We start from the raw sequence: 22010 nt of genomic DNA, 5'->3' as shown, positions 1-22010 counted from the left end.
TTATATTACTAGACTTATTTATTATTATATAATCTCGTACATTGTTTAAGGATACGTTAACCCTTCGGCTTCCTCTGCAGTAATAACTATGTAACGATTTCCCGTTCTTAATCCTAACAGTTCTGCTTTTTCAATCGCTTCTTGCTTCGTCTCCGCATAAGCAGCTAAATATTTTTCTCCATTGATCATTTGGCAAATTACATATTGTTTCATTACTTTCTCCTCTTACTTTTTCATTAGTTGTGCAAGTTTTTTTATACCTATTTCAATTTCTTCTAACGTTGCGTATGAATACGATAGGCGCAAAAATTGATTTGCACTTCTATCATATAAAGTACCTGGGTTTAATAAAACCTTTTCTTGCAGAGCTTTATCAAATAAACTGCGATATGAAATGGTTACTTTTATATGTACCCATATATAAAATCCCCCTGTTGGTTCATGCCAAGTTGCTATTTCACGAAGATATTTATCTAACATTAGTAACATAAAATCTCTTCGTTTTTTCAATTCACTTCTTACAAAGCGCAAATGCTCATCATATAGACCATTTGTAAACCACTCTGCTGCAATTTGCTGGGATATAGTGCTTGAACCATAATCTGTTTGCATTTTTATGTCTGACAATCTTTGAATTACTGGCTCAGGTCCAACAATCCATCCAATTCTTAACCCTGGACTAATTACTTTGGACATGCTTCCAATATGTAGTACGATTCCGTTTTTATCATAGGCTTTTAAAGGTTTCGAACAAGGTGCATCAAACCATAAGTCTTGATACACTGCGTCCTCTATAATAGGTAATCCAATTTCATTACATATTTCCATCACTTCTATTCGTCTCTTCGCATTCATACTAAAGTTCGTTGGATTATGAAAAGACGGGATTGTATATAAAATAGATGCATTAAATTGCTTCTTATATTTTGTAATATATGATGTATTTAAACCGTTCTCATCCATTGGTATTCCAATGAAACGCATTCCTGCGGATTGAAAAACATTAAGCGAATATAAATAGGATGGTTTTTCTAATAAGATGGATGCCCCTTTTGGAAGAAGCCCCATAGAGATAAGTTGCAGCGCTTGAATTGCTCCGGAAACAATTAATATAGAGTCCGGAGATACACATATACCATGCCCCTTTAAGTATTCGGAAATCTTTTCCCTTAAATAAAAATTTCCTTTCGGCTCTTCATACCCAAGCGTCACATTTGACTTTAAAAGCTTATTCATAATTTCTTTCATCTTTTTCTCAGGTAAGAGACTCGGCGCGAGCTCACCTGTTCCTAATCGAATTACATGTGGATAAAATTCAGCTTGATTAATCTCCTGAATAGCTTGGAGATTCGGATAATGAAGTCCTGTTTCTACATAAGACTGCCAATTAGGCGGAGGTGCGTAAGTTGAAGCATTCTCATTATTATTTACAACAATTGTTCCTTTCCTGCCATTCCCTTCTATGTATCCCTTTGCAACTAGTTCATCGAAAGCCATTACAATTGTGCTTCGATTCACACCAAATGTATGTGCCAAATCTCTTTGTGAAGGTAATTTCGTTCCAACGGTCCATTCTCCATTAACGATCCTTTCTTTTATATACATTTCTATTTGTTTATACAGAGGAGTCGCTAGAGACATATTCGGTTTCCAAACGAATCTTTCCATTATATCACCTTATATTCTTTTTGGTTGGTAACCTCCCCAACCATATGGATGGATACAAATTTTCATTTCTTCTATACAATATACACTATCATAATGAATTAAAATAGGAGGTAATATGATGAGTGAAGCAATTATTCATGGTATCATTCTTGCATTTGGACTTATCATTCCATTAGGTGTACAAAATGTTTTTGTCTTTAACCAAGGTGCGAGCCAACCAAACATTTGGAGGGCAGCCCCTGTAGTATTAACTGCCTCTATATGTGATACGTTACTCATATTGATTGCAGTGCAAGGTGTCTCCCTTGTACTCCTTACTTTTTCTTGGCTAACTAACTCGTTATATATAATTGGATTTTTCTTTCTCCTATACATGGGCTTTGTTATTTGGAGAAGTAACCCTTCCAACGATGTAAAACAAGAAAAAAGTATGCCCTTAAAAAAGCAAATCCTTTTCGCAGCATCCGTTTCGTTATTAAATCCACATGCTATTTTAGACACAATCGGTGTAATTGGAACAAATTCTATTCAATACATAGGAAGTGAAAAATGGGCTTTCACACTTGCAACTATTATCGTTTCTTGGATTTGGTTTATAAGCTTAGCGTTAGCGGGGAAATTTCTAAAAAGACTAGACTCAACCGGAAAGACAATTTTATTATTAAATAAATTTTCTGGTCTCATCATATGGGGTGTCGCGCTTTATATGTTAAAACAAGTTATTTATTCTTAATGAACGAAAGAGAATTGCATGTTACTCAAAACATCATGCAATTCTCTTACAAATTATGAAGTAGGCTCTGGTTTCTGTTTTACCGTCTTTGCATCCTTTGCTGGTTTAATCCAAATGATTGCTATGACAGCACCAATGGCAGCGAAAATACTTGTCAAATAAAACACTTCATGGTCCGCCCCTTTCATGAAAAAAGAATATAAAGGTGGTCCAGCTGCTACACCGATAAATCGCATTGAACTGTAAAATGACGTAACTGTTCCCCTTTGCTCCTTTTCAATTCCTTGTGTAATGAGGGCATCTAAACATGGGAGTGCCATACCAATCCCTATCCCCATAATAACGAGACAAAGAAGTAGTAAATAAATCCCTTTTATAAATAAAGGAATGATGACTGATGCAGCTGCCATTAAAAAACCAATATAGATACACTTCTTCATAACATTTTGATTATCTCCAATTTTTTTACCGGCCATATATGAACTAAGTGACAGTACAAGTAACGGGATAGCAAGCACACACCCTTTCCATATACCATGAATGTCATACTTTGATTCCAGTATAGTCGACAAATAAAAGAGAATTCCGAATAAAATAAGCATAATAATTGCACCTAATGCAAAAATGGCAATTAACCATCTTCCTTTTTCTCGAAACGTAGACAGAATAGATTTTATAAACTCTTTAAGTGGTGGTACTTCTCCTTCTTGTTTCTTTGCCTTTACTAGAACAAGTAATAAAACAATTGATACTACGCATAAAATTGGAATCGCCCAAAATGGTAAGAACCATACAACGGCAGCAAGAGCAGACCCTAAAATAGGGCTCAGCACTTTCCCAAATGTATTGGATGTTTCTATGATTCCTAAACCTGTACTAACTTGTTTTTCGTCTTTGTATAAATCACCAACACACGGTATAACAACTGGCATTGCACCAGCAGCACCAATACCTTGAATCGCTCTACCAATCAATATCCAATTGTAGGGATTATCAACTTTCCAAGATACCCAACCAGTTATCGCTCCTCCTATAGCTGCAATCAGCAAACTCGGAACCATTACCATCTTTCGTCCCCATCTATCTGATAAATAACCAGCAATCGGTATAAGTAGAATGGCTACGATAGAGTAAATTGTAATAATCATGGATACTTGAAACGATGAAATATGTAATTTCTTTTCAATAGTCGGCAGAATTGGGATGAGCATTGAATTCCCTAATGTCATAACAAGTGGAACTGATGCAAGCGCAATTAAACAACAGTTTTCTTTTTTTAACATGTTGGCTTCGAAACCTTTCATCATATATTTCTTACCATATAATAGCCCCGCTGGAACGTAACTTTTCATTCCACCAGGGCTATTACATCTTTACTACTTCCCATTCACAACAAAAGAAATTGGGGAAATTATAGTATTATTCCTATTCTTTGAATCCAGTTCACAATATATCCATACCAATTAATTGAAAAAAAAAGAAAGGAAGAATCCTTCCTTTCTCCTATAACCTTCTACAATTAGCGAGTATATCCGCCACCAAGTTGTTGTTCTGCCATCGCTACAAGGCGTTTTGTAATTTCACCGCCTACAGAACCGTTTGCACGTGAAGAAGTATCAGCGCCAAGTTGTACACCAAACTCTTGTGCAATTTCATATTTCATTTGATCTAAAGCTGCTTGTGCTCCATGTGATGCTAATTGATTAGAATTACGATTTCTAGCCATTACCAATCACCTCCTTATTTATATATAAATTGTGTTAAATTCAAATTAAAATACATGGAAATTTTTGGTTATTTTTTACCATAAAAAAAGAGCCTCTAAAACGAGACTCTCACATCATTTCACATTACGAAGTTACTACTTCTAATTTTCTATTTATTAATACTTTCATTTCTTCTTTTAATATCTCTTTTGCATTATGTCCAAACCATTCTAAGGAAGCAAAAAGATCCGTACCTCTCACTTCCTGAATAATCTCATCATAATTTACAATACCTTCAAATAACGGAACCATACCAATACGACTTCCTGCTGCAGCATATACATTGTTAGGTTCAAACACATGCAAATAATCCGCTGAAGATATATTCTTAAAATGGTAATGTAGTGTCCACGGCTTTAATCGATGGAAACTGTCTATTGGATCTGCGCCAGACTCCCATATATGAAGAAAATCAAGATTTATTTTTAAATTCGGATGATTTACTTCTTCTAATAGTTCTATAGTAGAAGGCAATGTGTCCGTTAGTGTATTGGGATGTGTTTCTAACAGCACATACATATTGTGCTGAGCAAACACATCACAAATCTTACGTATTCGCTTCACATACTCTTTTCTCTCTTGTTCCGAGAAGTCCTTGCTCCCTTTTTGCCCAGCAAACGTGCGAATTTTATTCGTATTAAACCAATTAGCTAGTACTACAAGTTGTTCACTTTTCTCTATCGTTTTTTCAAAATCTGCTGATAATGATATATCTAAGTAATCACTTATCATCGTAATTTCTAAGTTTTTATCCTTTAGAAAAGTCAATTCTCGTTCTGTCGTTTCGCGTTCTTGTATATACAAATTTTGTGCATGTGTCCCCCACAATTCAATTCCTTCAAAACCGTTTTCATATGCAAATTGAACAATATCAGTAAATGAAATTAATTGATGACGAAATGAAATGGTACATAGCGAATATTTCATAGCATTAAACTCCCCTATCTTAAATTCAGTTAGCTTATTAAAGAGTTGCGACAGATTGATTTGTTTTCATACCTTTCCATGATAGAAACTGTCTCTCTAATTCCTTCTTAATCTGCAGTTCAATTGCATTCATTTCATCCAGTTTTTCAATAATTGATACTAGCATACCTTTATTATTCGTCATTGCCATTTTAATTGCACGATACTGTACATTTGTAAATCCTTGTACAATATCCTCTACCCGATCACACCAATAATCAAATTCTTGCTCCGAATATTGCAACGTTTCACGGAAGTATGCAAAGGCATGCTCATAACTATATTTACGAATTGCAAGTACTGGTATTTGTTTTACTGCTGCTACAAGTCCAGAAAGCGCATATCCTTCTTCCTCATTTGCCATTTTTACAATTAATTTTTTCAGTTCCATAGTCAGTTCATTGTCGTTCTTTTTGAATGTTTCTGTGAAATAACTAGCTACTGTTTCTTGCGTTGGCTCCCCAATTCCTTCTATATCAATGAAATACCCTCCACCAAATGGGTTATCTTGAATAGAGTGAAGTACTTTTTCTCTTTCCATATTTCCTTCCCAACGAAAATCTGGATCTAGCATGAACCACTCTTCTTCTTTCTCTGTTTTTGATATCATTAAATAATGTGGAAACGGTTTTTGATGAAATTTATTTTCCCTCTCTGGTAATAGAGACATATCAACCATTACAATGACATAACGATTTTCCGGCTTGTTTTCTACTAATTCTAAAAACGTTTCTACATTGCTATCTTTATCTTTTGCATGATCATACCATTCGTTTACTTTAATACCGTACAATTTTTCAAACCAAAGTAAATAATGATCATGGTTAATGTTTTCAGAGTGATATGAAATAATTCCGCCTTCTGTTATATCAAAATCTCCATCCCATAGTCCAAAATAAAATGGACGAAAATCAATGTCGCTACGCCTTTTTATAATTTCACAAAAACAACTCACTAAACAGTGCACTTTAATTGAAGTCATACTCTCATCCACTTTCCTAAAGGTTAGTTATTCACATTTACTTCCTGTAACGGCTCTAACTCCTCCATAAAATCAAGCAAAGATCCTACAGTAAGAAATGCCTTTGGATCTACCTCATCCTCTGGAACGCATAGCTTTACATCCATTTCTATGTATACAATAAGCTGTAACATCATTACCGAATCTATATATAAATCTTGATTTAAGCGCATCGTTTCTTCTAAATGCGTTACATTTTTCAGTTCCATTTTTTCTATCATAATTTTTAACACGGCATTCTTTAACGCTTCCCGTCTCATGTTGTAACCTCTCCCATCTCTAGTAACTTTCTACTTACTTTTCCAGTTTTATTTTTAGGAATTTCATTTACACTTTCAATTTCATACGGAACTTTATAAGAAGGTAAGTGCTGAATACACCATTCTCTTATTTTCACTGGATCAACATGAGAGATCACTTTCGCTTTAACTATTTCGCCCATCACAGGATGTTTCCCTCGATATACAATTGCCTCTTGCACACCTTCCAATCGAAGCATCGTTTCTTCTACCTCTATAGGAAAGACTTTTAATCCTGAAACATTAATTACATCGTCCATACGCCCCATAAAATGAATGCCACGCTCAGATTTATAACCTAAATCTTTCGTGAAAATTTCCTTATCATTCATTTTCACGACAATTTCTTCCGGTGCATTTTCATCTGAACCTATGCTAATACTTGCATGAGGTAGAGGGTTTCCTAAATCTAAATGGCTTTTCATATCATGACATATACTAATACAACCTGCTTCAGAACAACCGTATTGCTGCATCATATATGTTGTCATTTCTTTTAGTTTATAAAATAGTGCTTCTGGCAAAGGCGATCCTGATGTCATAATTTTATGAAACTGGAACGTTCCTAATGGAAAACTCCCCATAATGTGTAACATAAGTGGTACTGCATATATGATATGTTTTTCTGTATTGCGAACTATATTTAATGCGAATTTAGGATTTTTGTTCGTAATGATTACAGGTTTGCTCCCCCTCGTAATTGCTGATAACGTACCACATATTAGTCCGTATGAATGTGAAACAGGAGCCATAACGATTGGCACTTCATCTACTTCACAGTTTAAAGCTTCATTATAGGCAGTAATTTCTGTATCAACTTCCGTCCATGCTCTACGAATCAGTTTCGGTTCTCCCGTAGTTCCCGAACTATATTGCAATAAAGAAGGCTCTTCTAGTAAAAAGTTCCCTACTTCTAATTTTGTAAAATCGCCATATTCTCCATATAAAACTCCTACACAATTTGCACGCTTTGCCATTTCAATAACCGTTTCTTTTGGCGTATCTTCATGTATAAGTAATACTGATGATTTCTTTTCTTTTAAGAAAAACACAAGCGTAATAATATCGAATGGATCTTTCAGACAAAGTGCAAATCTATTTCCTTCTGCTTCTTGAAATTGTTCCAATTCCTCATAAACTTGTAATCTCAAATTAAAATCACTTTTGCTATACTCTTGTTTATTAACGATTAGCATAATTTCCCCCTGTAACAATTGATTTTTGTTTCATAAGTTTTCTTACTCTATACAATGGATTTGGAACTTCATGAACAAGCGATTCCACATCCATATATAATCGACGTTTCGTTAATTGTTCAGCATAGAATGTAGGTGCATATAATTGAATATTTTTAAATCTACCTTTCAAATGTGGATATATTCTTAAATGATCTTCAATTTCTTCAACAACCATCATCCAAAAATGTTCTTCTTTCAATCCATATTCATCCGCAAGTACGAATGCTAATTCTCCTAAATTAAACAGGAATAGTGCATCTAACACCATCTCTTGCAAACATTCAATGCCATCCATTTCAAAGAAATCATTCATTTTTCCATTCGCATATGTTTTATGCATTTTAGTAAAGTCGGGACATTTGTCAACTTCTTTCAAATATGGACGATAAAACTCAAGCCCTTCATGAAAATCCTTTAACGCAATACGAACAGGCACCCCTTCTTTATGGACTAGAATCATATTTTGTCCATGTGATTCCAGTGCGATGCCATGCTCTACAACAAGATGTATAACTGGTATTATCGCTTTTTGAATAAGTAATTGTAGCCAATCCTTCATTCCATATTTATTCAACCACGCATCAATAATTGGTGTACCATCTTTCTCTTTAGCGTATAAACCATTAAAAGGAATTGCATCCTCTTGTGCATCTAAATACTTATGAACGCTTTCGCGCCAAATACATCCTAATGAACCATATATAGCTTTCTTATTCGTGTCATACGTTACACTTGAAAACTCACTTAACAAGATTAAACGTGCTTCATCCATTAAATAGGCGTCATTACTTACAACATCATTTAACCAATTTGATATTACTGGTGCACTCACAACAGAGTATGGTTTCAGCGTACGAAGTGTTGAAGTGTTGAGTAAATTCATCGATAATTTAACGTACGGTTTCTTTGGACTCGTAATATTTCTTAACGTTCTCATTGACTGTTGCGCGCAATAATCGTCCTCTGATGTTCCTAAATAAATAATAAATTTACCCTGTATATGATCCGCATAATTTGAAATGATGAAATTCTCCCACTGCCATGGGTGAACAGGTATAAACACGTACTGTTTTGGATTACATCCCTTATTACGAATTCGTTCCATAAACTCTTCTAATTTACGATCGCCAATCTCCTCTTTTAAAAGGTTGTTATACATCACTTCATTCTCATAACCTACAGTCGCATAATTCTTATGTGCTGCAATCCATATGAGTTTTATTGGCTGCATAAATTCATAACCATATTGAAAATTGTCACGATATTGAAATCCAACACGTGCTTTATAACTAGGATGGTATGGATGGCCATCTATTAATTGGCTTTCAAACTCATCGTAAGATTTTTGAGTATATTCTCTCTTATTATTTCTTTCATATTGTGCAATCGTGTCTTTAAATATTGTTTGTTCTAATTCGTGCATAAAAGAATCTAATTTAGCTTGTTCTACACTAGTAACCCGAAAAACTTCTTCTAGAAATTGCGAGACAGACTGTATTTCTTGCTGTTCATCTTGAACTCTTACTATTAATGAGTCTAACGAAATACGTCCAAATGTCATCCGTTCCCTGCCATAGCATTTGTACGTGACACTTTTGTCTTCTTCATCAAGTCCTTGTATTAGAAAAAGAAGTTGTTCTTCTTTTTCTATGCGAACCGGTGTAATAATCCCCTCATAAATTAACGATTCTACTAATTGACGTAGCACTCTTCTTCGTACTGAAATGTAATCTTCTGATTCGAGCGCCTTCAATACTTTCGTATGATACATGTCCACTCTCATAAAACCCTCCACCTTATGACAAAATACCATTATTTGTATTACGTGAAATTTTAACGTTATTTATGAACGAACAGCCACTTCTCTAACGAGTGGATTATGTACTTGCACATAAATAGCTTGCTCCAATGGATTACTTAACTCATCGACATCGAAAAATCTCGTTAGTAAATTTGCTTTACACGCTAACTTATCTTCGTCCAATAATTCTCTTAAAAATGTAGAAGGTTCCCGGTTATATGGAAGAAATGATTCAAGTACAGACCTTAATTCCGAGAGAAGAATTTCCTCCTTAATTAATCCTGCTGTGCCAAAACCATTAATGAGGCCAAACATATGATTGAAAATTAAGTAGTAACGAAATCTCTCATCCACAATATAGTCGTCATATAAATTTCCAGTACGTTCTCCAATACCAGCTAATTCATTATTAAGCATCTCTTTCATTGAGTTACAGAAATAAAATCCTTGATTATCACGGAAATAATATTTGATCGGATAACCATCTTTTAGCTGAACAACGCTATTTTGCTGATGAGCTTCTAATGCAACACCATACTGTAAATACATCCATACCATTGGCTTTAAAGAAATATTCATATATCGTCTAAACCACTCTAAGCTTACTTCTTCACAGCTTTTACTTTCTAAATCTGCTAGGCGATGAATAATATTCGATAACCGCGTACGCTCCCCAGGTATAGCGTCTTGAACTAGCCCAGCAATTAATGTTGCGTCGTTTGCATGTTCACTATAAAAAGGATTCTCACGAATAATCACTTCAAATCCAGATTCTTGTGTTCCATAATTTAATGTAATAAAGGCTGGATCACAAATAAAATCAAATCCTGGAAATCTTTCTCGTACTTCACCAATAGCCGTATTTAACATTTCCTTCCCTTCAAGACCACTCTCAAGTTCTTTCAGTTTATTAATACGCATTGAATTCGTTACTTTCACCGGAAATGAAAACTTAAGCATATACTTCGAATTGGGATGATATAGCGTCCTTAGTGATGATGTTGCCATATAATACTTACCTACAGGACCAATATACTCAAGCAATTCTTGAACTATCAAATCTTGTACGTAAGCTTGATGCAAGAGCCATTCTGCCTGAAGCGGATGAATTGGAATTAATGCATATTGATCTTCCTTACAGTACTTCGCTATAAATTCCTTACTAACCATCTCATCATTACTTAATTCTTCTTTTATAATCATTGTTGTAGAATCTGATAATAATGATTTTTCATTTACTATACTTTTATGTGCCCGAAAATAATGAAGCTGACATTCTCCTTTTAATTCTGGAGAATACATTGCACTTTTCCAATCCAATATCCCCTGTCTACTCTTTGGTGTAGGATGAGTTAAATGCCCAAATAATAAAGACTGCTCCGCTTCTATAAAAGTTGTATGAAAACCGTATAATGCGGATGTATCTTCTATTCTCTCTTTTGTAAATTCCTCAATATTTTGACAACTACGGATAACTCGAAGCATAAGTTCCGCAGGATTCGTTCCTTCTCCGTAGTTGATAGACATCTCTTTTATTAAAAATGTAATAACTGTAACATAATCTGCTGTAATAACAGAATGACTATCTCCAATTTGATAATAAAATTGTTCTCCAAACAAATGGCGATCTGTTGATGATTTATATATAACTTCTCCATACAAAGTAACGTTCTGTGCCGATAGCCGACAACATAAATATGTGGGGACTGTATCTCTATTCAACGTATTACTGAAGATACTCTTCATTCTTTCATCCTCTGTAATCCATTCTCCACTCCCTGTTTCTCTTAAATAACAGTTTAAAAAGCTTTGTAATGTTGCATGTTCTGCGATTTGTTTCGCATGCTGCATGTTGGTCCTCCTCTTTATATTAACGCTATGAGAATTTCATATTACAATTGATAATTGAACATCGTTATCAATTATGATTCTAATTGATAATGATATTCAATTCAAGAGTATATTTCAGAATTTTTTTATCAAATTAAATTTTTATTTTTTTCTTTCTTTTCTTTAATCTAGTTAAAAGTACACTAGAAAATTTCTTGCTTTCAAACTAATTACCTACTATTTTTTATTAATCCATTTTTTGATGGATTAATAAAAAGGTACACCAAATGAGGTATACCTTTCCCTATGATATATTTACATAATATTATTATATGTATAAATCTATATAGCTGTTTGTTTTTGTAACAAATTTAAATCTCTCCAACAATACGCTGTTTCTTCTACCCTTACTCTCTCTAAAAATTTCGTATCAATTTTTTCCGGGTTAAATTTTTCATAAAACTTTTTAGAAGGATTATTCGTAACAACCCAAACTAAAAGTGATTGCATATCATTCTTTACACATTCTGATAGTAACGCTTGAAATAACTTTTGTCCTATTTTCATTCCTTGATACTGTTGTAAAAGGTAGATTGCATATAATTCTCCATCACAATTATATGTATCAGTTCTTTCTATCCCCCCATCGATGAATCCAACTATTTCTCCATTTAAATTCTCTGCTACAAATCTAAATTGATGATTACCTTCTTTTTGAAAAATATCTTCCCATTGTTTTTCTCGTTTCTCATATGCTATATTATCTAGAATTTCGTCAGCAAATATCCCTTTATACGTTGCTTTCCAACTATCGACATGCACCTTTGCTATACCTTGTATATCATCCTTTATTGCTCTTCTAATATGTATTCCCATCATTTCTCCCCCTTTATTACTCATCATTATATCAATTTCATTCCTTAAAAATCCAAATAAAAAAGAGTGAATTCACTTCACTCTTTTTTATCACAATTATCTACTTTCCACTTCAACTGAAACTACTCGATCAATCTCTTTCAGGGAACTATATAATTCTGTTGTATATAAATCTTCTGGAGCTAAAATAACCATCTCTAGTTGCTGAAATGCTCCACTATCTATATCTTTAATTTTCACGCGTTTCACATGCATGCCTAAATTTTTAATTTGCTTAAATATACCATCTAACTCATGATGCTCTTTAACAGTAATTTTTATAGATAAATCCTTTTGTCTTAATGAATACGGTCCTGCAATTTTCACAAGTTGCGGAAGTACATTAATCGCTAAAATAATTAAAACCATAGCAACTGTCGCTTGTAAATAAAATCCCGCACCAATTGCGATTCCTAAAGCTGAAGCAGCCCACACCATAGAAGCTGTTGTTAATCCAGAAATAACGTCATTACTTCTTCGTAAAATGACACCTGCGCCAAGAAAACCAATTCCACTAACAATTTGAGCGGCCAGTCGCATCGGATCCATATTTGTATGTCCTGGAACAGAATATACATGCACAGATTCAATTGAAACCATCGTAATTAAACAACTTGCTACAGAAATAACCATACTTGTTTTCACACCAAGTGGTTTATTCTTTAGCTGCCTATCTATCCCGATGAATAATCCTAAAAAGAGTGCTAAACCTAATTTGAGTAAAAATTCATATGACATATTCCTATTCTCCTTACTTTACAATGTTTCCCTTAGAATAACTCACTATAACTCTTTTATGATATCAATTCCAGTCTTTTCTATTCATTTAACGTAAAAAACCGAAAAAACATTTATAACGATGTTTCTCCGGCTTTTTATTACACTTTAGATTCTTCTTTATTTCTGATCTTTAATCTTAATTTCTGCACCTTTGTAGAATGCTAATTTACTGTCATTATACTCTTTTGTAAATTTGTTAAACTGCTCTTTCGACTTTTGTGCTTCCACATTTAATTCATTAACAGTTTTAACTTTTTCACCGATTTCTTTTAATTTCGTTTCTTTTACTTTTAATTTTTCATACAGTTCTTTTTCAGTTGCTAACACTTTCGTGTAATTTTCATTCATCTTTTGGAATGCATCATAACGATTCTTATACGACTCTTCTACTGCTTTTGCTTGTTTTTGTAACTTCTTATCTTCAATCTTCTCTATATTACTTTGAACAGATTTCGTTTCCTTCTGTGCTTTTTCTAGCATTTCTTTCTCACTTTTCAATACTTTTTCACGATCATCTACATTTGCAGTAGCTTGCTCTATTTTCTTCACAACTGCTTCATTATGATCTTTACCTTCTTGCAAAATTTGAGCATATAATTCTTGCCCTTGTTTCTCTAACTGCTCTAATTTTTTTGCTTCATCCACTAAAGATTTTTCTTGTGTTGCTGCTGTTTCAAAAGCTGTATATAGATTTTCTTCTGGCTTTTCACCGAAACAACCTGTTAAAAGTCCTACTGATAATGCTCCAACTACTGCTACTTTTCCATACTTCAACGTTCATTCCTCCATTACATACGGTTATCATGCCAGAAGTTCACTGGGAAGTGACTCTCTTCATGATAAGCTTCAAACTCATAACCTTTTTCTTTTAGCCCCTTTAAAATTGCTGGCACAGCAGCAACTGATTGCGGGTGAATATCATGCATTAAAATTACTTCTTGTGGTTTTGTTGCGTTTGTTAATACGTTTTGAGCAATTTGTGCTGCAGCTGCATCAACTGGCATTTTATTGTATCTCCAATCTAATGAATCAATTGTCCAATCCCATACTTTAAATCCGCCTTCTACCACTTTATTTCGAAGACCTTCATTCAATCCAGGCATCGAACCATATGGAGGACGTGTTAATTTAGGTGATTTCCCAATAATATTAGCGATTAAACCTTGATCTTCTTTCATCTCATTTACATACTCGCCATTTTTATATAACTTTGCGAAATTATGTGTCATACTATGCATGCCTACATAATGACCCTCAGCATTTTCACGTTTCACTAAATCAGGAAATTCTTTTACATTCGCTCCAATTAAAAAGAACGTCGCCTTCGCATCATGTTGTTTTAGCGTATTTAATAATTCAGCCGTATATTTCCCTGGCCCATCGTCAAATGTAAGATAAGCAACTTTTCTTTCTTTTCCATTAAAACGACTTGGTGCCGTTTTATTCATTTCAACTTTCGGCTGTTCACTTGCAAGCTGCACTACATTTTCTTGTTTCGCAACAGCTTTTGCTGGTGAAGTAATTGATTGAAACATGTAATACCCAATAGCTACTGCGGCAATCGCTATTAAAACGACTACTATTTGTTTAATTTTTAAAGCTTTTTCCATTCTATCGAATTCCTCTCCCTATTAATCTTATATATAAATCGCCCAATATAATTATACATCTATTTATTTTTATTTCACCATATAAATAGATTTTATTTGTATTATAATGGGAGTTTTATCAAAATTGTTGTTCCTATTCCTTCTTTGCTTGTAACACTAAGCACACCGCCATGAAGCTCTACCATTTTTTTAACGATAGCTAAACCAATACCTGCACCTGCAGCATGATTATTAATTTGGTAAAATGATTGCTCAATATATGGTAAATGTTCTTTAGCAATTCCAATCCCTTCGTCTCTTACCTTAATCACTGCTTGTCCTTCTATTTTAGTCGCTTCAATGTGTATTGTACTTTTTTTATGTGAATACTTAATTGCATTTTGAACAATATTCAAGAAAACTTGCTTTAACCTATTTCGATCTCCCATCAATTCAATTCGGTCTATAGTAGTAATAAATTGAATTTCCTTCTCTTCCGATTTAGGAGTTAATTGCCAAATCGTCTCCTCTAGTATATCGTACAACTGCACCTTTTGTTTATATAAATTAAAATGATTTGATTGTAATCTTGAAAAATCTAGCAATTCTTCTACTAAATGAATCAATCTATCTGTCTCACCTGAAATAATGCCCATACCTTGCTTTATTTCTTCTTCTGTTAAATGATCTACTGTTTTTAACGTCTCACTCCAACCTTTAATTCCTGTTAAAGGCGTTCGTATTTCGTGCGAAATAGAAGCAATGAATTCATTTTTCATCTGCTCAGCCTTATCTATTTTATAGGCCATATAATTTAAACTATGTGCCAATTCACCTAATTCTCCAGGATAATCTTCTTTAATTTTTTGCTTTAATGTGCCTTCTGCAATTTGTGAAGAGGCTTGAATAATGGATTCAATTGGCTCAACAAATGAATTTGCCAAACGTCTACTAATTAAGAAGGCGACTCCCGAAATAACAATACCTACAGAAATAGTAAACGTAATAATTTCAATAATCTTTTTATTTACATTTGTTAAAACAGTCGTATATTTTAAAACACCAATAGTTTGTCCTTGATGTATAAGTGGGCTTAGCACCTCTAGTTGTTTTTTATTACCTTTCGTAGTAACTTGATTATACATTTCACCTTCTAATAATGATTGTGGAATATTCACTTTACCTTCTACCTTTTCACCACTTGAAGATTGTATAACCGAGCCGTGACGATCAATTAACTGTAATTCTGTTCCTTCTAATTGAAAGCTACTAATTATGTCACCACTATATTCTTGTAATCGAATAAAGTATAGTGAATTGTATTCTGAAAAAAAACGTGTACTCGTTTTCGCATGAGACTCTATATATTGCACAATACCATTATAATAGTATCGATAAATTGAGACTGAAAATACAACTTCAAATAATACAAGCATAAGTGTAATGACCGTCATAAAATATAAAGTCACTTTCCGTTTCATCTCATACTTTCCTTCCACACATATCCTTTTCCCCACACCGTAAGAATAAATTCAGGTTCTGATGGATTACATTCTATCTTTTGACGTAACCGTCTCATATTTACATCTACTACTTTCGTCTCACCTACGTAATTGGTTCCCCAAATCATATTTAAAATTTCATCACGCGAAACTGGCTTTGAAGCCTGATTCATTAAATACTGTAATATCATATACTCTGTAGGTGTTAAATCGACTAATTGTCCATCTTTATACAATCTTTCTTCTATAATATTTAACGAAAATGGACCTGACGTAACAATATTCGTTTTTTCTTCATGTACTTCTATTCTTCTTAATAAAGACTGTATACGTGCAGTTAATACTACTGGACTAAACGGTTTTGCAATATAATCATCTGCACCTATTCCTAGTCCTTGCACCTTATCTTCATCTTGTACACGTGCGGTTAACATAATAATACCCATTTTTTTATTTTCTTTCCTGATAGCCTTACAAACTTCTAAACCATCAATCCCCGGTAACATTACATCCAGCAGTGCTATATCAACAGTTTGCTCACTCAAAATCTGTAATGCTTCTTCTCCAGTAGTAGCTTCTATTACATAAAATCCAGCACGTTTTAAATTTAAAACAATAAAGCTACGGATCGTTAATTCATCTTCTAAAACTAAAATTTTTGACATAATTCCCACCTCCTACTCTTGTTGATAATCCGCTAGCGGTTTTATATATGCTTTCACTTTTTCAAATTCCGATTGCTTCGGTACTGCATATACGTGAGAAGCCGTTTTAATTGCTGCGCTGTAGCCTTTTATATTGAACCATTCTTTCCGCTTAAAAATATGAACTTCAAGCCATATTTTATTTGTTCTTGTATCCAAAAACTTTTGAGAATTTGATTCTTTTTGCTGATCTGGTATTGTAATTTTCCCTATTAACTCTTTAGGAATTTTCACATAATACCCTTTTTCTATATCTATATATCGTTCTTCAATTGGTTTAATTCCAGATTCACTCCACTGTATGTAACGTTCAAAAAGCGGACTATCACCATGTGATTTATCCTCCCAACCTTTTGGACGTACAGTACGAACAAATTCAATAATGCCATCTTCATTAACATCTTTACTTTCTACAACATATTCATTAAATAAATCTTCTTTCCCACCTATAGGTAATACTTCATAATGATCCTGATCAAATTTTGCTACATAAGTTATACCTGAATGAGCGCCAACTCCTGCATCAATTACTACCGCCTTTAGTGATTTAGATATACGACCCATTTGTATTCTTTGAATACTATTTATAAATGGATCGTATGACACTTCAGATAAAGTCTTAAATTGTTCCATGAACTCAACTGTCAGCTTCTCATCTTTTTCAAATGTAACAAGGCTTATATCTTTCAGTCCATTTTCATTTAGATCCTCTATGAATAACTTCGTATAACTTCGATTATATATTTCCTTCATCTCTTCATTTTCTTCCGAAAAAACATACATAACATGTTCTAACGATTCACGATTTACAGAGATTCCGATTAACAACTCTCTCTTCCCGTTCCCTGTAAAATCACCGACTTCAACGATATCTACATCTCCACCATCAAATTTATGTGTGGACTTTATTCTCCAGCCATTTCCGATTTCTTCATATACGGCTAAATATACGCTATGATCTTCATTCGGCAATTTATAAAATAAGATGGCTTCTTTCTTATTATCTTGTTTAAAATTCATTGACCAAATCATCTGTTTATCTTTGTTAGACATTGGAGTAAGTAAGCGATAATTAACAGGTAAATCTTTATCAATTTGTTCCTTTAATTCATTAATCCATTTTTCATTTGTAGGAGCTTCCATTAGACTTGTTGGAGCTTCAGACATTTTACATCCAGTCAATATAAAGATAATTCCCATCATGCTTAACCATTTCTGCATATGATATCTTTCCTTACCACAAATTTTGAATATGTCCTTTTACTTTTTTACCTATCCATTATACTCATACATATGAGTATAATTTTTCTAAACTAAAAAATCGTTACAGAAAAGTTACAAATACATTCCAAAAAAAAAGATTGGCAAAAGCCAATCTTTTTTTATTATTCGTTTCGGACTGATTTTGGCGTTACACCTAAATGATCATTTAATTTTTTTGAAATATCTTTTACATTTTTTTCATTTGGAATGTAATAATAAATACCACCGATACGTTTATCTGTACCTTCTATTTGCATTTTTTCCATTTCCAAATTAGATCCTGCCATATTTTTTGTAATGGCCAGCATATCGTCAAATGTTAAGTTCGTTTTCATATTTTTATCAACCGCATCCAGTAAAGAGCCCATTTTGCTAATTGATTGAACAGACATCGCTTTTTTAGCAATTGCTTCTATTACAAGTTGCTGTCTCTGTCCACGCATTGCGTCACTATCAATTTTACGCGTTCTTGCAAGTGCAAGTGCTTGTTCTCCATTTAAATGTTGGTAACCTTTTTCTAAATGGATCATACCAGCCTGGTCTTTACTATCTTGTTCAGTGAAAGTAACTGGGACATCAATATCAATACCACCAATTGAATCGACAATTTGTACGAATGATTCAAAGTTAAACTTCACATAATAATCAACAGGTACATTTAAAAATCTTTCCACCGTATCGCGTGTACTTTCTACGCCACCAAATACGTGAGCATGAGTAATTTTATCTAATTTTTTTCTAGTTGGAATGTAAACACGTGAATCACGTGGGATACTTACTAGCTTAACAGACTTATCATCTTTATTAATTGTTGCTAATAAAAGTGCATCTGTTCGAACTGCTTCGCCATATTGGCTTTTTCTCATTTCACTTCCATCTACACCCATGATTAATATTGAAATATTATCCTTTAAAGGTTCGACTTCTTTATCACGCTTTGATGACTTATCAATTTTTGCATACGCATCATTTACAACAGCTTTTGCTTTATTATATATAAACGAACCATATCCTACTCCTCCAAAAATAAGTAGGAAAAATGGAATTAATATGAACCATTTTATTGACTTTCTTTTAGAACGCTTTTTATTACTTCTCGTATTTTGTTCTAATTCAGAGCTCATACCCATTCGCCTCTCTTTCTCTTTACCAAGTATAATGTAAGTCTATTTATCTTCATATTGAATTTCCTTTCACTAACCTTACAATTTTGTAAGGTTACTACTTAAACCCAATACGTATTCCATTTCACATTATACTCTCGTACTTATTTTTGGCAAGTCACTATTTACCAATTTCAAAAATTTAGCACTTCGCAACATGCGGATTTACAAATTTATTAACTCTTTCATTTTAAATTAGAATGTCTTTTTCCTAACAAACGATATGAATAAAGAATCCAGCTAATTATAAAATCTCTATGAATACAGTATATTTAACTTTATTATTTCTCAAACGGCGTATACACACTTTTCTTCCCCTGATTATCAATGTAAGCCGACTTTGCTTTTATTTTCGTTTTTTCTATTTCCATGTCTTCATTTGAGAAGTTCACAATGATTTTAATATCTTTTCCATAAGAAACAGATTGTACTAGCTTATCTTCTGACAAATACGCAAAATTCGTCATCTCTTCTTTTACTGCTTTTTCATGAACTTCATTCCAAACTTTTAGATGCTCTGTAATTTCTTTTTTATGCTTATTCCACTCTACTTCATCTAAATGGTACAACGGAGGAACATTATACAATAATTCAGACAGCATTCGATTTCCAACTTCATCTTTTACCTTTAAACTTCCCCATTCCCAATGATGCGTTGTAATAACGGAATCATTGTATACTAATTTATATAATGGTACCGAATATACTGGGTTTAAATATACTTGTTTATATTCTTCTTTCAATGGTACTTGTTTTGCATATTTTTCAGGCACATTTTGATTTGGTGACCAATATCCACCGACATAATACGGACTTGTTTTATTTTTCCGCATATCTTCATCGTCCCATTTAATAACAGGTGTTTCAATTCCGTGTGCAAATGCAATCGTACTACTAGCAAAATCATTTCCGCCTTCAGAACCAACGACCATACCCTTTTCTTGCGCAATGTAGTCCATTCGTTTTAAACGTGCTTTTAAATCTTGCTCTTGCGTCGTTATATGTTTCGCTGAATAGTCATCGTAAATTTCACCTGTCGCATCACAATCAATAAACCATGAATTATATTTAGGACCATTTTGTAATATATCATTCATGCGTTCCTTTACACTAGGCAGCGATAAAGTCGGGTTTAATTTGCGACCTCTACCTAAAAAGCCTTGCACCTTTTCTCCGTTTTTCTTCGTTACAGTAGCCTCTTCGTATAATGATGGGTCATTAAAGGATGCTGTGTTCCAATTTTTATCACTTTTTTCGTGAATGGAATGATACGAATCATACGGACCAACTAAATACCCCATTTCCTTAGCTTTTGTCACGAAATTAGGTTGCATAAATCCTTGTTCCCAGTTCGGCAGACCAATCCATGCTTTTTCTATTCCTGCCTCTTTCATTTCCTTTAGTATGTCCGTTCCATCTGCATTACCCCATTTACTTACCTCTTCAACCGCATCACCAAGTAGCGACTTTAATAAATGCTTATTTAAGCTATACAATTCTGTATTCGTTAAGTGACCTACACCTTTCTTTAATAGCACACTAGCTTCCTGATTAACGTTTTGAAAAATATCCTCTTTATAAAATTCCTTCATAGATAACACTTCGTTTATATAACGTAAAATAACATTTTTTTGATACTTATCAATAAAATCTTGTTTACTTACTTGATCTAATACATTCAGTTCCCCAGGCTCTGAACTATTCTTTTGAATAAGTTCTTTTATATGACTAAACAGCGGGCTATTTATTTGCTCTCTTAGTTTTGACCAATTTATATTACTTTCTGATAAACCATTTTGATTCCAAAAATAAAAATGCGCCGCTCCATATAACTTTTCGATTTCTTTATTTTTTCTAGCCTTTTCTTGTAATGTTTTAAATTCACCTTTTTGAACAATATCATCCTTATACAGTTTAGTAATGCTTACCGCATCATTATTTGTCACATATAATTGAAATCCATATGTTTTATTTTTATTTATGCTCGGAAATTCATGTGTAAAATCAAATCCTATTTTCGGATCCGAATGAAATTTCAATTCATTATTAAACATATTCTTTGCAATATATACAATTGAATATTTCGAACCATTTAATGCGAAAAACTTCATAGAAAATGATTCAGCAAATGAATATGCATCATCCTTTAAAAACTTCTTCCAATTCTCATCATTGCTCGGAATTTGCTTACCCTCCCATAACGGAAGTGTATAATTTTCAGCTTCTACTTTCGGCCATGTAAAGCTTTCTGCACCAGTCGATTCCACTTCAATGTTTAAGTGGTCTTTTTTCTTTTCTAATTTTATTTTTACTTTTTGATCTGGATATTCCCACGATGTACGATCCTTTTCTTTTTTTACATTCGATACCTTCATTTTCGGTAGGGGTTGTGATGCCTGTTCCTTTACCCCCTCATGTTCTACAGTTAATGTGAATGTTTCTGGATTTACATCATAAGTAAAATCTTTATACGTCGCTTTCTTTATTTTAGACTCTTGTACAGCATTACTACCTTTTACGTCACAACCGACTAAAGTCGAAAACGACATAGTTGTAAGAAGACATATCGCTATCATTTTTTTCATCCTCTGCACCTCCACCAATGAATATACAGGTGCTTTGTTACAGGAATGTGGCAAAAAATAATAGAGCTAGCATTTTGCTAGCTCTATTTGGAGTATTAAAAGTTGATATGAACAACTATAACTTGCTTAGAAGATATGTAATACAGTAACTGCGTTTTTTTCTCAATAATTATGAAACTAAGCAAAT

The 22010-nt window shown here is 33.4% G+C and carries 20 protein-coding genes; 1 reads left to right on the top strand and 19 read right to left on the bottom strand.

Going from position 1 to position 22010, the window contains the following annotated elements:
- Window positions 1-45: 45 nt before the first annotated feature.
- Window positions 46-213 carry a DUF3933 family protein gene (locus ACTFRU_RS12870; RefSeq protein ID WP_000816389.1) on the bottom strand — a complete coding sequence of 56 codons (168 nt, stop codon included), beginning with the start codon at window positions 211-213 and terminating at the stop codon, window positions 46-48.
- A gap of 12 nt (window positions 214-225) precedes the next feature.
- On the bottom strand, window positions 226-1668 hold the full coding sequence (locus ACTFRU_RS12865; RefSeq protein ID WP_290102325.1) for an aminotransferase-like domain-containing protein: 1443 nt from the start codon (window positions 1666-1668) through the stop codon (window positions 226-228).
- Window positions 1669-1786: 118 nt separating this feature from the next.
- Between ACTFRU_RS12865 and ACTFRU_RS12860 the strand changes: the two genes are divergently transcribed.
- Window positions 1787-2401: a LysE/ArgO family amino acid transporter gene (locus ACTFRU_RS12860; protein ID WP_001287303.1), complete on the top strand. Its 615-nt coding sequence runs from the start codon at window positions 1787-1789 to the stop codon at window positions 2399-2401.
- 53 nt (window positions 2402-2454) lie between these two features.
- Here the strand turns inward: ACTFRU_RS12860 and ACTFRU_RS12855 are convergent, their stop codons facing one another.
- The 17 genes from ACTFRU_RS12855 to ACTFRU_RS12775 all read right to left on the bottom strand — a co-directional run bounded on the left by ACTFRU_RS12855 (window position 2455) and on the right by ACTFRU_RS12775 (window position 21823).
- A complete protein-coding gene (locus ACTFRU_RS12855; protein WP_113303231.1) occupies window positions 2455-3684 on the bottom strand; it encodes an MFS transporter in 1230 nt (409 codons plus the stop codon).
- A gap of 236 nt (window positions 3685-3920) precedes the next feature.
- On the bottom strand, window positions 3921-4127 hold the full coding sequence (locus ACTFRU_RS12850; protein WP_000113545.1) for an alpha/beta-type small acid-soluble spore protein: 207 nt from the start codon (window positions 4125-4127) through the stop codon (window positions 3921-3923).
- A 124-nt stretch (window positions 4128-4251) separates the two neighbouring features.
- Entirely contained in the window at window positions 4252-5094 is an 843-nt protein-coding gene (locus ACTFRU_RS12845) for a sugar phosphate isomerase/epimerase family protein (protein WP_000877670.1), read from the bottom strand.
- A 37-nt stretch (window positions 5095-5131) separates the two neighbouring features.
- The gene (locus tag ACTFRU_RS12840; RefSeq protein WP_149149516.1) at window positions 5132-6115 is read right to left on the bottom strand and encodes a DUF6005 family protein; all 984 of its coding nucleotides are present in this window, start codon (window positions 6113-6115) and stop codon (window positions 5132-5134) included.
- Between the two features lie 23 nt (window positions 6116-6138).
- A complete protein-coding gene (gene asbD, locus ACTFRU_RS12835) occupies window positions 6139-6414 on the bottom strand; it encodes a petrobactin biosynthesis protein AsbD (protein ID WP_001250560.1) in 276 nt (91 codons plus the stop codon).
- Window positions 6411-7649, bottom strand: coding sequence for an AMP-binding protein (locus ACTFRU_RS12830; RefSeq protein WP_000909583.1), 1239 nt, complete (start codon window positions 7647-7649; stop codon window positions 6411-6413). Before ACTFRU_RS12830 ends, asbD begins: the two co-directional genes overlap by 4 nt.
- Window positions 7636-9474 (bottom strand): IucA/IucC family protein, encoded by a 1839-nt coding sequence (locus ACTFRU_RS12825; RefSeq protein WP_001261828.1) that lies wholly within the window; start codon window positions 9472-9474, stop codon window positions 7636-7638. Before ACTFRU_RS12825 ends, ACTFRU_RS12830 begins: the two co-directional genes overlap by 14 nt.
- Before the next feature lie 60 nt (window positions 9475-9534).
- The gene (locus tag ACTFRU_RS12820; protein ID WP_001163343.1) at window positions 9535-11343 is read right to left on the bottom strand and encodes an IucA/IucC family protein; all 1809 of its coding nucleotides are present in this window, start codon (window positions 11341-11343) and stop codon (window positions 9535-9537) included.
- Between the two features lie 321 nt (window positions 11344-11664).
- A complete protein-coding gene (locus tag ACTFRU_RS12815; protein ID WP_163093506.1) occupies window positions 11665-12201 on the bottom strand; it encodes a GNAT family N-acetyltransferase in 537 nt (178 codons plus the stop codon).
- A 93-nt stretch (window positions 12202-12294) separates the two neighbouring features.
- Window positions 12295-12975 carry an MgtC/SapB family protein gene (locus tag ACTFRU_RS12810; RefSeq protein ID WP_000119510.1) on the bottom strand — a complete coding sequence of 227 codons (681 nt, stop codon included), beginning with the start codon at window positions 12973-12975 and terminating at the stop codon, window positions 12295-12297.
- A gap of 159 nt (window positions 12976-13134) precedes the next feature.
- A complete protein-coding gene (locus tag ACTFRU_RS12805) occupies window positions 13135-13791 on the bottom strand; it encodes a YkyA family protein (RefSeq protein WP_000873566.1) in 657 nt (218 codons plus the stop codon).
- A gap of 14 nt (window positions 13792-13805) precedes the next feature.
- A complete protein-coding gene (locus tag ACTFRU_RS12800) occupies window positions 13806-14627 on the bottom strand; it encodes a peptidoglycan-N-acetylglucosamine deacetylase (protein WP_000409484.1) in 822 nt (273 codons plus the stop codon).
- A 101-nt stretch (window positions 14628-14728) separates the two neighbouring features.
- Window positions 14729-16087, bottom strand: coding sequence for a sensor histidine kinase (locus ACTFRU_RS12795; RefSeq protein WP_000824532.1), 1359 nt, complete (start codon window positions 16085-16087; stop codon window positions 14729-14731).
- Window positions 16084-16773 (bottom strand): response regulator transcription factor, encoded by a 690-nt coding sequence (locus tag ACTFRU_RS12790; protein WP_000036071.1) that lies wholly within the window; start codon window positions 16771-16773, stop codon window positions 16084-16086. Before ACTFRU_RS12790 ends, ACTFRU_RS12795 begins: the two co-directional genes overlap by 4 nt.
- Window positions 16774-16785: 12 nt before the next feature.
- Window positions 16786-18033 carry a hypothetical protein gene (locus ACTFRU_RS12785; RefSeq protein ID WP_001174867.1) on the bottom strand — a complete coding sequence of 416 codons (1248 nt, stop codon included), beginning with the start codon at window positions 18031-18033 and terminating at the stop codon, window positions 16786-16788.
- A gap of 164 nt (window positions 18034-18197) precedes the next feature.
- On the bottom strand, window positions 18198-19199 hold the full coding sequence (locus tag ACTFRU_RS12780; protein ID WP_001987131.1) for an LCP family protein: 1002 nt from the start codon (window positions 19197-19199) through the stop codon (window positions 18198-18200).
- 320 nt (window positions 19200-19519) lie between these two features.
- Window positions 19520-21823, bottom strand: a complete 2304-nt coding sequence (locus ACTFRU_RS12775; RefSeq protein WP_142384878.1) for a glycoside hydrolase — start codon at window positions 21821-21823, stop codon at window positions 19520-19522.
- Between the last annotated feature and the right edge of the window lie 187 nt (window positions 21824-22010).

The sequence above is a fragment of the Bacillus cereus group sp. MYBK220-1 genome, assembly GCF_051916445.1.
Lineage (GTDB): Bacteria > Bacillota > Bacilli > Bacillales > Bacillaceae_G > Bacillus_A > Bacillus_A cereus.
The sequence above is the reverse complement of the archived record's forward strand: the minus strand, read 5'-3'. Positions and strand labels throughout refer to the sequence as shown.

Excerpts from the sequence above, each read along its gene's own strand:
- ACTFRU_RS12870 (WP_000816389.1), bottom strand. The coding sequence starts at position 213 with ATGAAACAATATGTAATTTGCCAAATGATCAATGGAGAAAAATATTTA.
- ACTFRU_RS12865 (WP_290102325.1), bottom strand. The coding sequence starts at position 1,668 with ATGGAAAGATTCGTTTGGAAACCGAATATGTCTCTAGCGACTCCTCTG.
- ACTFRU_RS12860 (WP_001287303.1), top strand. The coding sequence starts at position 1,787 with ATGAGTGAAGCAATTATTCATGGTATCATTCTTGCATTTGGACTTATC.
- ACTFRU_RS12855 (WP_113303231.1), bottom strand. The coding sequence starts at position 3,684 with ATGTTAAAAAAAGAAAACTGTTGTTTAATTGCGCTTGCATCAGTTCCA.
- ACTFRU_RS12850 (WP_000113545.1), bottom strand. The coding sequence starts at position 4,127 with ATGGCTAGAAATCGTAATTCTAATCAATTAGCATCACATGGAGCACAA.
- ACTFRU_RS12845 (WP_000877670.1), bottom strand. The coding sequence starts at position 5,094 with ATGAAATATTCGCTATGTACCATTTCATTTCGTCATCAATTAATTTCA.
- ACTFRU_RS12840 (WP_149149516.1), bottom strand. The coding sequence starts at position 6,115 with ATGACTTCAATTAAAGTGCACTGTTTAGTGAGTTGTTTTTGTGAAATT.
- asbD (WP_001250560.1), bottom strand. The coding sequence starts at position 6,414 with ATGAGACGGGAAGCGTTAAAGAATGCCGTGTTAAAAATTATGATAGAA.
- ACTFRU_RS12830 (WP_000909583.1), bottom strand. The coding sequence starts at position 7,649 with ATGCTAATCGTTAATAAACAAGAGTATAGCAAAAGTGATTTTAATTTG.
- ACTFRU_RS12825 (WP_001261828.1), bottom strand. The coding sequence starts at position 9,474 with ATGAGAGTGGACATGTATCATACGAAAGTATTGAAGGCGCTCGAATCA.
- ACTFRU_RS12820 (WP_001163343.1), bottom strand. The coding sequence starts at position 11,343 with ATGCAGCATGCGAAACAAATCGCAGAACATGCAACATTACAAAGCTTT.
- ACTFRU_RS12815 (WP_163093506.1), bottom strand. The coding sequence starts at position 12,201 with ATGATGGGAATACATATTAGAAGAGCAATAAAGGATGATATACAAGGT.
- ACTFRU_RS12810 (WP_000119510.1), bottom strand. The coding sequence starts at position 12,975 with ATGTCATATGAATTTTTACTCAAATTAGGTTTAGCACTCTTTTTAGGA.
- ACTFRU_RS12800 (WP_000409484.1), bottom strand. The coding sequence starts at position 14,627 with ATGGAAAAAGCTTTAAAAATTAAACAAATAGTAGTCGTTTTAATAGCG.
- ACTFRU_RS12795 (WP_000824532.1), bottom strand. The coding sequence starts at position 16,087 with ATGAAACGGAAAGTGACTTTATATTTTATGACGGTCATTACACTTATG.
- ACTFRU_RS12790 (WP_000036071.1), bottom strand. The coding sequence starts at position 16,773 with ATGTCAAAAATTTTAGTTTTAGAAGATGAATTAACGATCCGTAGCTTT.
- ACTFRU_RS12785 (WP_001174867.1), bottom strand. The coding sequence starts at position 18,033 with ATGCAGAAATGGTTAAGCATGATGGGAATTATCTTTATATTGACTGGA.
- ACTFRU_RS12780 (WP_001987131.1), bottom strand. The coding sequence starts at position 19,199 with ATGAGCTCTGAATTAGAACAAAATACGAGAAGTAATAAAAAGCGTTCT.
- ACTFRU_RS12775 (WP_142384878.1), bottom strand. The coding sequence starts at position 21,823 with ATGAAAAAAATGATAGCGATATGTCTTCTTACAACTATGTCGTTTTCG.